Source organism: Planctomyces sp. SH-PL14, assembly GCF_001610835.1.
Taxonomy (GTDB): domain Bacteria; phylum Planctomycetota; class Planctomycetia; order Planctomycetales; family Planctomycetaceae; genus Planctomyces_A.
In genome coordinates, this window is the sequence record NZ_CP011270.1 from 5,406,130 (window position 1) to 5,420,989 (window position 14,860).

Sequence of the window (14,860 nt, forward strand, 5' to 3'; positions counted from 1 at the left end):
CGCGGGGTGGTGAGGGGGCATACGGCACCGGGTCCGCGTTTGGACACGTGCTCCTTCAGACATCTCTCAACAGTCAGCCTCCGGCGGGCAAAGGGGCGTTGCCCCTCTGCACTCCCCACCAGGGTGCCCCTGGACCCGGTTCTTTGCTGGGCCTACGCGGCGGCCTCTACCGGACGCGACGGCTCCCCAAGTCCCAGCCAGTCCCGAACTCGCGGAATCCGCCGCAAACACACCCGCTCCAATCCTGCCACCAGCAGCAACGACGCACCAAACAACGGCAACAACGCCGCCAACAAACCAATCAACGTCACCAGCCCCAACGACCACCGCGGACTCAGCAACACCTTCGGAGCACCCAACGCCCCGACATCACGCCGACGCCACCACATCACCACCCCGCTCACACTCAACAAAACCAGCCCCACCGCCGCCAGCAGTCCCAGCAGCTGATTCACCCAACCGAACAACTGCCCCTCATGAGCCGCAATCCCCGTCCCGACCACCCGGTCCACCCAGTGCCGGTCTCGGAAATCCTCCCGGCTCACAATCTCACCCGTCCGTCCATTCACCACCAGATTCACCCGCCGTGGCCGGTTGGCAATCATCGATTTCGCGGTCCAGTTCTCCGAACTGCCCGACGGAGGAGCGATCACGACCGGCGGCGGGAGATCCAGCGGCCGCACCGCCGCCGCCACCACATCGAATCCCGCCAGGTCGACCGGTCGCGACGGACCACCCCCGCGCCCGCCGCGCCCTCCTCCGCCTCCATGCCCGCTGTGCTCACCGCCCCCTCCACCGCCGCTACGACCGGCACCCGATCGATCGCCCCCCACGGTCCAGTCCTGCTGAGCGACCGCCGTCCCGGTCCACTCCCGGACCGACTTGAAATAGGTCCCCCAGAACTTCGCCCACGGCAGCCCCGTGAAGAGGAGAAACAGCGCCAGCGTCGAGATCCAGATCCCGGTCACGCTGTGGATGTCCCGCCAGAAGATCGACCGCCCCTTCCGGAGCCGCGGATACAGCACGCCCCCCAGCCCGCGGGCGTTCCGCGGCCACCACAGGTACAGGCCGGTCAGGATCATGATGATCGTCCACGACGCCGCCAGCTCGACGATGTTTGAGCCGCGGTCTCCCATCAGCAGCTCGCCATGCAGGCGGAAGATCTGACGAAGAAACCGGTCCGCCTCCGGAACGGAGTGCAGGACCGCGCGGGTGTCCGGATGAACGTACACCCGCATCGTCTCGCCGCCGTCCCGCACCAGCACCCGCGGAGCCGCCTGGTCCGTGACCGGAAGCTCGTAGCCGGTCGGGGTTGAGCCCGGAAAGGCCGCGACCGCCGCCGCGACCTGCTCGGAGGGAAGGGCGACGGTGCCGCTCCGCTCGACGTGGTCGTACGGGGCTTCGACCCAGGCGTCGATCTGCGGCTTGAACAGATAAATCGCGCCCGTGATCGACAGGAGGATCACGAACGGCGTGCAAAGCAGGCCGGCGTAAAAATGCCACCGCCACACGGCCCGGTAATCGGGCCACGAGGCGCGGGGCGAGGCGTTCGAATCAGTCATGGTCAGTCGAAAGAAAGTGAGGGCAACAAGATCAAAAGGAGTGCGACTCAACGCCGCGGTTCAGAACTCGCCGATCAGCTCCCGCCCGTCGCGGCTGTGGAGCCCGCGATGGACCGTGACGTCGACGTTCTCTCCCACGAACCGCACCCCTCCGTCGCCGAACATCACCTGCGCTCCGCCAGCGTGATAGCTCCGCGGCCCGAAGAAGCCGGTGAAGTGAATCACGATGTCCGGGACACGGCTGTTCGGGGGCTGAAACCCGTTCGTCATGGTGCTGATCGCACCCGAGTGCGCCCAAGAGGTTCCGCGGCCCCGCAGCGCCGCGCTCGATGCGCCTCGCCAACTCGTGAGCGTTGGCCAGATGTTGGCGAGGTTCGGGTTCGAGATCATCCCCGCTCCGTCGACATACGCCCCCCAGGCTCCGCCCCCTGTCAGTCCCTGTGTGGCGTTCAGCGTCGAGGCGACTCCCGTCGAGCCGTTGAGAGTCATCTGGTACGGATAAGGAGGGAGCGTGCCGGCGGTAAGCGTTGTGTCGTTGCCCGCGCTGCGGACGGTTTCGCTCATGAAGACCGTGTTCGACGCGCCGTCCGTGATGTCTCCCATCCGGACGCCGGAGTTCTCATAGCTCAGGCCGTCGGTCCGCCAGCGGAGGTCATAGCTTACGCTCTTGCCGCTGCCGTAACTGACCATGTAGTTCGTCCCGCTGTAGACCGCTCCTCCGGCGCCGACGTTCTGCGTCGGCGCGGGGTCGCTCGGGCAGAGCAGGACCGCCAGCGGGGTGGCGAAGACCGACGCAAACTTCGGGTTCGGGACGAGGCTGTTGAACGGGCCGGTGAACGCGGGCTCGGCGAAGTCGAGCTGGTTCTGGAGGTTGGCCTGCTCCAGATATGGCAGCAGCCGGGCCTGGGCCGAGAAGCCCTGGGTGTTGGGCCGATAGTTCTGGGCATCGACCATCGGGAAGGCGAAGAAGGTGCTCTCATAGTTGTGGAGCGCCAGCCCCATCTGCCGGAGGTGATTGCCGCACTGGGCGCGGCGGGCCGCCTCGCGGGCCTGCTGGACCGCGGGGAGCAGGATCGCGACCAGAACGGCGATGATGGCGATGACGACGAGCAGCTCGATGAGCGTGAAGCCGCGGCGATGGCGAAGCGGAGCGCAGGGACGCGGACGCTCCCGATCCGGGACACGAGGCATGGTGGACCTCCGGAGGCGATGTCGGGCGGAAGAGGGCGCGGCCGACGAGGAGACGGCGGCCGGGCCACGACAACGGTTCGGAACGGAGACCGCAACGGGCGGTGTTCACCGGCGGCGCATGGTGGCACGCTCACGCCGGATCAACGATTCCGGTCTTGTGGAGAGCGAGCCGCCGAGCCGTGTGAGCGTGCGAGCATGTTCCGCGCGGAACACCTTCCGGATGTCCGCTGCCAGAGGTAGGCAGGGCGAGACATCCGCGCAGCGCGAGCCGGTCCGAACTCAGGCGCACAGAACGCGCCGCGGCGGCGGGACCGGAGGAGGGAGCGTTTCTCCCGAGAACGATTCGGAGCAGGGGATCGAAAGAGGAGTCGTGAGAGTCGGCGGGGCGGTCAGGACGTCGGGTACCACCGGGATGCACACCGGCAGGCCCGCGATCGTTCCGTGTTCTCCGCGGCACTTCTGGGCGGCGATGCCCAGCGTCCAGCGGACGCTGGTTCGCTTCTTGTTCGATTGAGCGCGGACATCGTCGGCCGCGGGAGCGGTCTTTCGAACCGCGTCGCTGGTCGCGACGCCGTGCGAGTGCGAACACTCGCCGCCGTCTTTCGCGCAGCACGACTTTCCGTGGCTCTGGCAGCAGCTGGCCGCAGGCTTCTCCGGGGCGGGCTTCGCGGCCGCGATCGCTTCCGCTTCCTTCTTTGCCGCGGCGATGACGAAGGGGGGGAGCTCGATCCGGTTGGCCTGCGCCCAGGCGACCTTCTCGCTGTTCGTGAAGCAGCAGCAGCCTTTCCAGCACTGGTCCGCCGACGCGCAGCCGCAGGGGCGATCCATGCAAGGGAATGGTTGCGAACGGTCTTTGCCGGCAACGGGGGGGGAAGCGATCGGGAGCGGGACGAGCGCAAGGCAAACGCCAGCGAGAACAGCAAGGGCGATGAGCCGTTGCGTCAGGTGCTGGCCGAACTGGCGAATCAGAGACAGCATTTGAACGGGCGGGAAGCCTTATGCAGGACCCTCAACCACCTCGCTCTCCACGAGGCGGATGCTAGCCGTCCCTGGCCCGTAACGCCAACGCACCGGTGTGTTGGCTGCGATTTCCTGGTTTCGGTATTCCGGTGCACCGCCGCGGCGCGGCGTTACCGAATCTGGCGAGGTCGCATTGTGACCAACAGGGGCACAATGTGCACGCCGTTGAACCGGGTCCAGGGCGGATGCCCTGGTGGCGTGCAGGGGACTGTCTTGTTTTTTGGCCTCCCTGCCCGCCGGAGGCCTAGCCGTCGAGAGATGTCTGAAGGAGTGCGTGTCCAGACGCGGACGATGTGCCGTATGCCCCCTCACCAACCAGCGGGGATTGCAAAGCTAGCGGTGTGATGTGAGGGAGTCCTCAACGCTGGTACCACAAAGGGGATTCCCGTTGCTTACCACGGTTCCTCATCGAAGAAGCCTCCGGCGGCAAGGGGCGAGCCCCTTGACCCCGGTTGCCGTCGAACATCGGGCTTGAGCGAACAGCGCTCAGCCGGCAAGGACGCGATTCGAGGCCGCGGGACAAGACAGGACGTCCCGCGCCATGCAGCCCCTCTCGCTCAGTCGCCTCGCCCGTCACTTCTTCTTCGACAGGTCGAGCGTGCAGTCGTTGTCCGCCGGGACCGGGTCGCCGGTCTTGTCGACCGGATACGTGAAGAGGTACTTCCAGACCTCCTCGTGAATGAACTTCCCCTGGGCGTCCTTCACCGCGGCTCCACCGGGCTGCGAGGCGGAGTGAGCGCGGTTGGCGTCCCCCTTCACGTCTGCATCCGTGATGAGACGGCGGGTGCTGTTGTAAGGAGGCTTGGTCTTGTCGACATTCACGACCGGGCCGAACTCCGCGAGGCCGAGGAGTTGCCACGAGCGGCAGTAGTGGTCCGCGGTCCAGCCGCCGTCGAGGACGTGGGTGAAGCCGAAGAAGCGGTTCTTGGGTGTGGCCGAGGGGAGCGTGTACCACTGTTCGAGCTGGTCGCGCGGGCCGGAGAGCATGATGACGCGGTCGACCTTCTGGTGCAGGGCGAAGCGGGCCGCCGTCGTGGAGCCGTGCGAGATGCCGGCCATGATGACGTCGTCCCACCGCAGGTCCTTGCCGTCCGGGGTGAGGAAGTATTCCCAGCGGCCCTCGGGGTTGTTCTTGGCGAGCCAGTTGACGAACTGGATCGAACGTTCGGCCATGCTGTCCGGGCGGGGGATGTCGATGGCGTCGCTGACGTCTTCGCCGGTCGCCGCTTCGAGGCGGATGCGGCCGAGGTACTTGTCGTCCGGCGGGGGTTCCTTGTTGAGCTTGCTGAACCAGCCGTTGGCGTAGTGGACCTGGATGGCGTGGAGGCCGTAGCTCGAGGTCCGTTCGAAGAGGGCTCCGTTGTGGCCCATGAGCCAGATGACGAGTTTGCCGCGGGGTTTGACCTTGGTGTCGACAGAGGCGTGCTGGACGTCCTGGGGCTTGCCGTCCTTTTCGAAGAGGAAGTTGATATCCGGGTGGGCTTTGGCCCGGGAGTCGATTTCGCTGGCCCGCGCGGTGAGGTCGTAGCGCTTCGGCGCGCGGTCGCGGTAGGTGAGTTTAGGGCGGGAGTCGGCCTCTTCCTTCTTCGCCTTGGTCTGGGCGGAGGCGGGTTGGGTGAGGGCCAGGAGGGCGAGGAGCGTGATGGCTCCTTGCGGGAAGAGACCGAGATTCCAGCGACCGCTCACGACGCACTCCCGTTGAATCGACGATGACGTTGAGTGGTCAGGATAGCCGGGTCGCGTCGTTGAGTCAGGCGAACGGTCGTCCTTGCCGGGCCAGCCGATGTCGGGTGCGTCGAGTCTTCGAAACGCACCATGACCGACGTTCGAAGTCCCGTGCGTTTCGCAAAGCCTCAACGCACCCTACGCGACTCACCGGGTCCAGGGGCACCCTGGTGGGGAGTGCAGAGGGGCAACGCCCCTTTGCCCGCCGGAGGCTGTCTCGTCGGAAGATGTCTGAAGGAGGGCGTGTCCAGGCGCGGACACCATATCGTATGCCCCCTCACCAACACGCGGGAGTTGCAAAGCGAGCGGTGAGGTATGAGGGAGTCCTCAACACGGGGACCACAAGGGGGACATCCGTTGTTGACCACGGTTCCTCACCAGAGATCCAGTAGGGCGCGTTGAGTCTTCGAAACGCACCATGACCGACGCGCGAAGTCCGGTGCGTTTCGCAAAGCCTCAACGCACCCTACGAAACTGGACGCTCAATCCACCAAGACCATCCACCGGACAGCCTGAAAGGCTGAACTCCAACAGGGCTCCCTCACCCTTCATCGCTCGCTCTGGAATCCTCGCGGGTTGGTGAGGGGGCATACGGCATGGCGTCCGCGCTTGGACACGCCCTCCTTCAGACATCTCCCGACGGTCAAGCCTCCGGCGGGCAAGAGGCATTCTGCCCCCTGCACCCCCTGACCAGGGTCCCCCTGGACCCGGCTCTAGGTAAACAACTCCGTTCGCACTGTTCCCCCCGGCGCTACCGGCACCGGACGCTCCTGCGCATCCTTGATCTGCGTCTCCGGATCAATCCCCAACGTATGGTAAATCGTCGCCGCCAGATCCTCCGGACTCACCGGCGGACTCAACGCATACGCCGCACTCGCGTCCGACTCGCCGTAAACAAACCCCCGCTTCATCCCCCCACCCGCCAGCACCGCCGGGAACAACGTCGACCAGTGATCCCGACCCCAGTTCGCATTCGCCCGCGGCGTCCGACCCATCTCACCCATCGCGACAACGAGCGTGTCATCCAGCCGCCCCCGCTCCTCCAGATCCAGAATCAACGACGACAACGCCCCGTCGAGCGCCGGCAGCAGATGGTTCTTCACGTCGGTACTCGAAACATGCGAGTCCCACCCGTAGCCGTCCGGCGAGTCGAAGTGCACGGTCACAAACCGTGACCCCGCCTCGACCAGCCGCCGCGCCAGCAGCGTCGATTGCCCGAACAGGTTCCGCCCATACCGATCCCGCACGGCATCCGACTCACGGCGGATATCGAGCGCCTCCCGCGTCTTCGGCGAAGTCACCATCGAAAGCGCCCGCGCCTGAAACCGGTCATAGCTCTGCAGCGTCCGGTTCTCCTCCAGCTGCCGACGGGCTGTGTCAAACTGGTCCAGCAGCGTGGCCCGCTGCTCCAGCCGGGTGAGCGTCATTCCCTTCCCGCCCGACAGCCCCTGAACCTGATAATCCAGCTCATCGTCGGTGCAGTTCCGCCAGTAAGGATTGTCCTTCGGATCCCGCTTCTCGATCCGCGTCGTCAGCGGGTCATGCCGCCGCCCCAGCCACCCCGCATACTCGCCGGGCCGGATAAGCTGCACGGAGTACTCCTGCAGCCGCCCCAGGAAGTTCGGAGCCACGACATACCGCGGCAGGTCCGGCATCGCCTCCGGATGCCGCTGCTGTTCCAGATGATCGACGACCGAGCCCATCGACGGCCAGTCCTTCGGCGTCGCGTTGAACCCCGCCCCGATCGGAATGTGCCACTTCTGGCCCGTCTGCACGTAATGCCCGCCGCCGCTGTGGTCATTGAAGCCGTGGGACATCGTCCGCACCACGCACAGCCGGTCCGTCACCTCCGCGATCCGCGGGAGATGCTCGCAGATCCGCAGCTCGGGCGTCCGGCTCGTGATCGCCCCGAACGGCCCCCGGATCTTGTCCGGCGCGTCCGGCTTCATGTCGAACGTCTCGAGCTGGCTCGGACCGCCGAACAGAAACAGGAAGATCACCGACTTCGCCCGCGGGACGATCACCTGCGGATGCTCTTCCGCCCGCAGCACAGGATTCAGCCCCAGACCCAGGAGCCCCGCTCCCCCGGCCTGGAGCACCGTTCGCCGGCCCACCGCATCGCGCAGCACTCGAAGCATGACGACCTCGTCACGGACCACATCTTCGCGAACGCATCGACTCTCGTTTATACCGATGTTCGAGGGAAGCGTGAACTGCAAAGCGCGCGAATTTTCAAACGGCGGAGGGGGCATTTTCCGGTCAACAACCGCCCGCCCGCTGCGTACTCTTGCGGAATAAGAGGTCGAGCCGGCGCATTGCTCATGACGGGCGTGCCGGTGGGACGGCGAGACAGGTTTTTCCGGCGTGAGCTGACCGAAAATCCATCCGCGCCTTTGTATCGGATGAAAGTTTTCCGGCTAAACTGAAACGTCCATTCCCGACCGCGCTCACGCAGTCGTTGAGGTGTTCATGAAACGTGTCAGCGTGCTCGCCATTCTGGCGGCGCTCATCGTGGCGATGGGCGGAACGTTCTTCTCGGGGTCCGATGCTGCCGCCCAGTCGCGCGGCCGGGCCAAGCCCAAGGTGAAGTCGGCCAAGGATCAGAAGCCCAAGACCGCGCTCCCGACCGATGTCGAGCGGTCCGACGTCGAGATCGCTCCGGTCGATCCCAAGCTCAGGGAATCGGCCGTCCGCTCGGCCGCCAAGATCGACGAGATCATCGACGAGGCCCTCAAGAAGGCCAAGGTCGAGCCGAACCCGCTGACCAGCGACGAGCAGTTCCTCCGTCGCGCCTACCTCGACATCGCCGGCACGATCCCGACGTCCAAGCAGGCGGAGTCGTTCCTCAAGAGCACCAACCCGAACAAGCGGGCCAACCTCGTCGAGTTTCTGCTGAACCGTCCCGCCTACGCCAGCCAGATGTACAACTGGATGGGGGACATGCTGCGGCTCGTCGACAAGGTCGACTTCTTCACCTACATCCGCCCCTATTCGGACTGGGTCAAGGAATCGCTGCGTGAGAACACGCCGTGGAACGACATGGTCCATGACATGCTGACCGCTGAAGGTCAGGTGTGGGACAACCCGGCCGCCGGCTTCTACGTCCGCGACCAGGGGATGCCGCTCGACAACCTGAACAACTCGATCCGCATTTTCCTGGGGACCCGCATCGGCTGCGCCCAGTGCCACGACCACCCGTTCGACCGCTGGACCCAGAAGGAGTTCTACCAGCTGGCGGCGTTCGTGGGGGGGATCCAGTACGGCGTGAACCCGCCGGCGATGAACAAGATCAACAACAAGGAAGTCAACGAGGCGGCCGGCTCGCCGGAGTCGATGGAAGCCCGCCTGGGGCGGTACATCGTCACCGCCAACCGCAAGGGGGTCCTGGAGAATCCCAAGCGGCAGCTGACCTTCCCGAAGGACTACCAGTACAGCGACGCCAAGCCGGGTCAGGTCGCCTCCCCGGCCGTGCTGTGGGGCAAGACGACCGCCTCGGTCGCCCCGGAGAACCGCCGGACGGTTTACGCCGACTGGGTTACCTCGGACGACAATCCCCGCTTTGCGATGACGATGGCCAACCGGCTGTGGGCCAAGGCGATGGGCTACGGCCTGATCGAGCCGATGGACGACATGAAGGACGACACCGTCGCTTCGATCCCGGCCCTGATGGACTTCCTCTCCAACGAGCTCAAGCGGGTCAAGTACGACCTCAAGGAGTTCCAGCGGATCATCTACCTGACGAAGGCCTACCAGCGGCAGGTGTCGTACGACGGCGTCGATCCGACGAAGCCGTACCTGTTCCCCGGCCCGGTGCTGCGGCGGATGACCGCCGAGCAGGTGTGGGACTCGCTCCTGACGCTGTCGATCGCGAATCCGGACAACATCCTCCGTCCCAGCGACAGCGAGTATGTGACGACGATCACGCTCGATCCGAAGACCTCGATCACCGAGATCCTGGACAAGGCCCGGCAGCTTGATGCCGTGACCAAGAAGGAGAACGAAGAGCGGCGGAAGCGGCTCTACAAGGGTGAAGAACTGCTGCGGGCGTCCGAGCTGCCGCAGCCCCTTCCCGAGCGGCATCTCCTCCGGCAGTTTGGCCAGAGCGACCGCGGCCAGATCAACGAGAGCCACACCGACGGGACCGTCCCGCAGCTCCTGACGATGTTCAACGGCTCGGCGACGCACATGATGCTCGAGAAGGGTTCGGTGATCTTCAACGAGGTCATCGCCGAGCCGTCGACCGACAAGCAGATCGACCGCGTCTTCCTGTGCCTCCTCTCCCGCAAGCCGACGAAGGCCGAGAAGGCCGCCGCCGCGGCGGAGATCAGCAAGGCCGGACCGGCCGGGATCGGGAACGTCATCTGGGCGCTCCTGAACACCCGCGAGTTCCTGTTCGTTCCCTGAACACCCGTGAGTTCCCGCTCGTTCCCTGAACGAGACGGTGCCTGAATCCGGAGCGCGGCCTTCACCGGCCGCGTTCCCCATCGAATCGCAGTTCCCCTGACATCATCGAGAGCGCCTCCTCGCCGCTCCCGCTTCGCAATCCAGCCCACGAGTCTCCCATGTCGAACCCATTCCTCCGTCTCGACGAATTGAGCCGCCGGCAGATGGTGCAGGCCCTGGCCAAGTCCTGCCTGGGCGTGACCCTGATGCCGCTGGCCTTCCAGCAGGTGTTTGCCGCCGACGCCAAGAAAGCCCCGCAGAAGCTCTCCGGCGGCAAGCCGGCCAAGCACGTCATCTACCTGTACATGCAGGGGGCGATGTCGCAGCTCGACACCTTCGATCCCAAGCCCGGCACCAAGGTCCAGGGGGAGACGAAGCCGATCGCGACCGCGCTCTCGGGCGTGCAGTTCGCCGAGTACCTGCCGAACCTCGCCAAGCAGGCCAAGAAGCTGGCGGTGATCCGGTCGATGACGACCACGACCGCCGACCACACGCAGGCCCGGTACCTCGCCAACACGAGCTTCAAGCCGATCGCCTCGATCGCCCATCCGGGCTTCGGCTCGTGGGTCCACAAGGAACTCGGCGGTCTGCACAAGGACCTGCCGGTCGCGGTGCAGATCGGCGGCGGGGTCGGTCCCGGTTACCTGGGGGCCAAGTACGCTCCGGTTCCCGTGGGTGACCCGGCGCTCGGCCTGCAGAACACGAAGTCTCCGGCGTACATGACGGACGACACCTTCGATAAGCGGATGCAGCTCTCCGGGGTCTTTGACCAGAACTTCCGCAAGAAGGCGGAGAAGAACCCGAAGGTGACCGGGTACGACGACCTGTACCGGGACGCGATCAGCCTCTTGCGGTCGGAGGACCTGAAGGCGTTCGACATCACGCAGGAGAAGGACGAGCAGAAGAAGGCGTACGGCGACACCAAGTTCGGCAAGGGGTGTCTCCTGGCCCGCCGGCTGGTGCAGAGCGGCGTGCGGTATGTGGAAGTCTCGTTCGGTTCGTGGGACCACCACTACGAGCTGTGGGACAAGATCCCGAACATGGCGGGCGAGCTGGACCGCGTCGCTTCGGCTCTGCTGACGGACCTTGAGCAGCAGGGGCTGCTGAAGGACACCGTGGTTGTGATCGGGACGGAGTTCGGCCGGCAGCCGGACATCAACATCAACACCGGCCGCGACCATCATCCGGCGGTTTACTCGTGCGTGCTGGCGGGTGGTCCGGTGAAGGGTGGGCAGGTGTACGGGAAGAGTGATGAGAAGGCGTTCCGGGTCGATACCGATGGGGTGTCGCCGGAGGACTTCAATGCCACGCTCGCGGTGGCGGTGGGGATTGATCCGGACAAGGAGATCCACTCGCCAGACGGCCGCCCGTTCACGCTGGGCAATCATGGCAAGGCGTTGACGAAGGTGGTTTGAGCGAACGCAGAGTTCCAAAACGAAAGCGGGGCACGACAAATCGTGCCCCGCTTTTTTTATGTTCGAACCGCGTCCTCGCCGGCACGGCTCCGCTACGTCAAACCCATTGTGCGACGGCCGCTGGGGTCAAGGGGGTCTCACCCCCTTGCCGCCGGAGGCACTTCCATGAGGAACCGTGGTCAGCAACGGACGTCCATTTTGTGGAACCGGTGTTGAGGACTCGCCGCTCGTGTCGTAATCCCCGTGGGTTGGTGAGGGGGCATACGGCACGGTGTCCGCGTTTGGACACTCGCTCTTTCAGTGAGATCGAGACGAGACGGGCCTCCGGCGGGCAAAGGGGCGTTGCCCCTCTGCACTCCCCACCAGGGTGCCCCTGGACCCGGCTCTATCGCGCCGAACCCACCGCCACCACTTCCTCCTCCAGCGGCAACCGCAACGCTTCCGTGAACCGATCGAACGAGTTCGCATCACACGTCAGGAAGATAATCTCCGCCACCTCGTGATCCGAAAACTCCTTCCGCAACCCCGCCACATCCGCATCGACCACCGTATGCGGAGCCGACGTCAGCTTGCGGGCAAACGCAAACACCGCCTTCTCCTTCGGCGAGAACGCCCCCTCATCCCCCCCGACCGCAAACAGCCGATCATCCGCCACACCCATCGCATTCAGCCGCGCCCGGGCATGCGCCGCCGCATACCACGCCCGGTCCTCACGAGCACAAACCCACCCGATCAGCGCCTTGAGGTTCGCATCCAGCCGACCATCCCGGGCCAGCGCCTGCCGATGCTTCCACAACCGAAGAGCCGACGGAGCCGAGTACGCGGAAGCCCGCACCCAGTTCGGCGGCAACACGCCCGGTGTATCCGCCGCGATGGCCGCCTGGCCCGCATCCGCCGTGGGGAGCTTCACAGTCGGCGTCCGGCCACGGCAGGCGGCCATCGCAGCTTCAGCTTCGGAACGAGATTCCCACGCCGGCCGCGGGACATAGTCGATCGGAGCCACCTTCGTCTCGACGGAGGTGAACGCCTCCGAAGTCGGCGTGTCGAGCTGGCTCGGCTCATCCCCGCCGAACGACCGGTCCTGCGGAATCCCCGTCGACGCCGTCCAGCGGTTCGTCGAGTTGTTCCCGCAGATCGTCTGCAGCACGTCGACGATCTGCTCGTCGGAGTAGTGCGCCTTGAGCGCCGCCACATCGGCCGGCGTCACCAGGTGCGGCGTCAGCGTCAGCTTGCGGGTGAACGCCATCGCGGCCTGCTCGGCGGCAGGGAACTCGCTCCAGCGGGAATCGAGCGAGGCGATCTGGTCCTCCGTCATCCCCGCCCGGCGGAGCTTCAGCTCCTGATGCCCCAGGCAGTACTGGCAGTCATTTGTCCGCGAGACGATCCAGAAGAGACGCGTCTTGAACCCGAAGTCCGGCGCTGCCGCCATCTGGCCCAGCGAGGACGACCCGCCCCCGCGGTTGTTCCCTGCGCCCGAGCTTCCACCCGTCCCGCGTCCACTGCCGCTTCCGCCCGTCGACGAGCGCGAGGCCAGCCACGATTCGGGAAGGTAGAGCGACCGCAGCCGGCCGTTGTTGACCGAGCGGACCCCGGCCGCAATGTCCTCGGCGCTCAGCGAGGGGAGCGGCAGGCGGGCTTCGCGCTGCTTCAGGCCTTCGATCCGCTTCTTCATTTCCGGCCGGGTCCGCGCGGGAGCGGGCGCGGCGGGGGAGTCATCGGCCCGCAGTCCGGCCGCGGAGCCAAACAGGGCGAGCGAAAGGGCCACCTTGATCGAGAGTCGCATGACGGGTCGCCTGAGAAAGAGAAGGAAAGGATATGGGCGTGGAGAAACCGCCGGGCGGTCACCCCGGGAAAGGTTATTCACGGAAAACGGACACCGCGGGGGAGGTCCCGACGACGTAGGTCACGTCGGTCTTGGTCTCCTTCCCCTTGGGCTTCTTGAGCGTGAGGCGGGTGGGGATATGGAGGTTCGTGCCGTCGCTCCGTTCGTCGGGAAGCACTTCATAGGCCACGAGCTCCGCGCCCCCTTCCCAGTCCTCGTCGCGGGCGATGATCGCCGGCAGCAGGTCCTTGACTGTCTTTCCCGCTTTCCAGGCGTCGAGGAACTCGGTGCAGCTCTTGCGGGCCAGCTCCGGATCGAGCGACAGATTCCGGGCGGAATGTCCGCAGCCGGAACCGGCCAGCACCGCCAGCAGGAGGAAGCCGAAGCCGCGACGCGACACCAGGGAAGGACGGGAACTCACGAACATGGCTCGCTGCGGAAGAAGGGAGATTCAAATCTCGTAACGGACGACTGATTTCTGACGGCTGCCAACTCCCTCAGAACTCGCCGATCCGCTCCTTGCCGTTGCGGGTCCCCAGGGCCCGCCAGATGCTCAGATCGACGCTGTTCCCGGCAAAGCGGACCGAGCCGTCACACAGGAGCAGGTTGACCCCGCCCGTGTGGCGGCTGTTGGCGGTCGTGGCGATCCGGCTGGGCGGGTACATGCAGGAGCGGTCGTTCGGCGTCAGGATGTGGTAGTAGTAGGTCGTCGTGTGGTCCGGAGAGAGCCACGGCGCGCCGCCGTTCGACTTCCCCTGCTTGCTCATGTCCGCCACGTTCACGGCGTGGCACTGGTCGCGGGCCTCGTCCGGCGTATTGGGGTAGGTTCCCGGCTGGAAGGTGTCGCTCTCCGGCGTGCTGACGGTGTTGCTGCCGTCACCCAGCATCCGCTCCGACATGAGGGCCGTGTTGGTCGTCCCGTCGATGATGTCGGCGATGCGGATGAAGCTGTCCTGGTACATCACGCCGTCGGGCATCGGCAGGCCGTAGTTCGTGCTGCCGACGGTCGTTCCCGGCAGGCCGTTCATGACCGTCGTTCCGGTGTTCGTGTAGTAGTTGTTCCGGCCGCCGGCCGCCGCCGGGAGCCCGTCGGTGTCGGAGGGGCAGCGGAACATCTGGATCGTCAGGTCGTACGCGAACTTGTTGTTGGCGTGCGTGGAGACGACGTTGAAGTCGATCCGGTTGTAGACGGCGGTCTGGTCCATGTGGGGCAGGATGCGGGCCTGCCCGGACAGACTGACGTTCGAGTTCTTCGACATGGGGAAGCCCCCCATGGTCTCGTGGTAGTTGTGCAGGGCGATGCCGAGCTGCTTGAGGTTGTTGCGGCACTGATTGGCCCGGGCCGCCTCGCGGGCCTGCTGGACGGCGGGCAGGAGGATGGCGACGAGGACGGCGATGATGGCGATGACGACCAGCAGCTCGATGAGGGTAAAGCCACGGCGTTTCATGACGGCTCCAGACGGCGGAAAGACGGGAGTACGAATCGAATGAAAATGGACGAAGAGGTGTGGCGGAGCGGAACCGGGGAGCGATCCCCGCGAACGGGTGGCAGCGGACGTTTCTGCCGGGCGGGTGGTTCGGAACCGCCCCTCCGCGGGCTCTCTTCCGCCACGAAAGAGACACCGCGCGAAGGGGCGACATTCCCGAAAGCGCAACAGGCAGCGAGGCTCAGAGTCACCGGG

The 14,860-nt window shown here is 65.7% G+C and carries 10 protein-coding genes; 2 read left to right on the forward strand and 8 right to left on the reverse strand.

Features of this window, described 5'->3' with window-relative positions; all coding sequences use genetic code 11:
- Window positions 1–152: 152 nt before the first annotated feature.
- From VT03_RS20560 to VT03_RS20580, 5 genes are all read right to left on the reverse strand, one after another.
- The gene (locus VT03_RS20560) at window positions 153–1,562 is read right to left on the reverse strand and encodes a PepSY-associated TM helix domain-containing protein (RefSeq protein WP_075094720.1); all 1,410 of its coding nucleotides are present in this window, start codon (window positions 1,560–1,562) and stop codon (window positions 153–155) included.
- Between the two features lie 60 nt (window positions 1,563–1,622).
- Window positions 1,623–2,753 carry a DUF1559 domain-containing protein gene (locus tag VT03_RS20565; RefSeq protein WP_075094721.1) on the reverse strand — a complete coding sequence of 377 codons (1,131 nt, stop codon included), beginning with the start codon at window positions 2,751–2,753 and terminating at the stop codon, window positions 1,623–1,625.
- Between the two features lie 279 nt (window positions 2,754–3,032).
- On the reverse strand, window positions 3,033–3,581 hold the full coding sequence (locus VT03_RS20570) for a hypothetical protein (RefSeq protein ID WP_075094722.1): 549 nt from the start codon (window positions 3,579–3,581) through the stop codon (window positions 3,033–3,035).
- A gap of 765 nt (window positions 3,582–4,346) precedes the next feature.
- Entirely contained in the window at window positions 4,347–5,459 is a 1,113-nt protein-coding gene (locus VT03_RS20575; RefSeq protein ID WP_075094723.1) for an alpha/beta fold hydrolase, read from the reverse strand.
- Between the two features lie 752 nt (window positions 5,460–6,211).
- Complete coding sequence (locus VT03_RS20580) at window positions 6,212–7,636, reverse strand: DUF1501 domain-containing protein (protein WP_075097215.1); 1,425 nt, start codon at window positions 7,634–7,636, stop codon at window positions 6,212–6,214.
- Window positions 7,637–7,967: 331 nt separating this feature from the next.
- Here VT03_RS20580 and VT03_RS20585 point away from each other — a divergent pair, with 331 nt between their 5' ends.
- On the forward strand, window positions 7,968–9,902 hold the full coding sequence (locus VT03_RS20585) for a DUF1549 domain-containing protein (protein WP_075097216.1): 1,935 nt from the start codon (window positions 7,968–7,970) through the stop codon (window positions 9,900–9,902).
- Window positions 9,903–10,060: 158 nt separating this feature from the next.
- Window positions 10,061–11,356: a DUF1501 domain-containing protein gene (locus VT03_RS20590; RefSeq protein WP_075094724.1), complete on the forward strand. Its 1,296-nt coding sequence runs from the start codon at window positions 10,061–10,063 to the stop codon at window positions 11,354–11,356.
- A gap of 385 nt (window positions 11,357–11,741) precedes the next feature.
- On the opposite strand, the gene VT03_RS20595 is transcribed toward VT03_RS20590, so the two are convergent.
- The 3 genes from VT03_RS20595 to VT03_RS20605 all read right to left on the reverse strand — a co-directional run bounded on the left by VT03_RS20595 (window position 11,742) and on the right by VT03_RS20605 (window position 14,626).
- Window positions 11,742–13,139: a carboxymuconolactone decarboxylase family protein gene (locus VT03_RS20595; protein ID WP_075094725.1), complete on the reverse strand. Its 1,398-nt coding sequence runs from the start codon at window positions 13,137–13,139 to the stop codon at window positions 11,742–11,744.
- Between the two features lie 73 nt (window positions 13,140–13,212).
- On the reverse strand, window positions 13,213–13,599 hold the full coding sequence (locus tag VT03_RS20600; RefSeq protein ID WP_156514652.1) for a hypothetical protein: 387 nt from the start codon (window positions 13,597–13,599) through the stop codon (window positions 13,213–13,215).
- Between the two features lie 76 nt (window positions 13,600–13,675).
- Complete coding sequence (locus tag VT03_RS20605) at window positions 13,676–14,626, reverse strand: DUF1559 domain-containing protein (RefSeq protein WP_075094727.1); 951 nt, start codon at window positions 14,624–14,626, stop codon at window positions 13,676–13,678.
- Window positions 14,627–14,860: the final 234 nt, after the last annotated feature.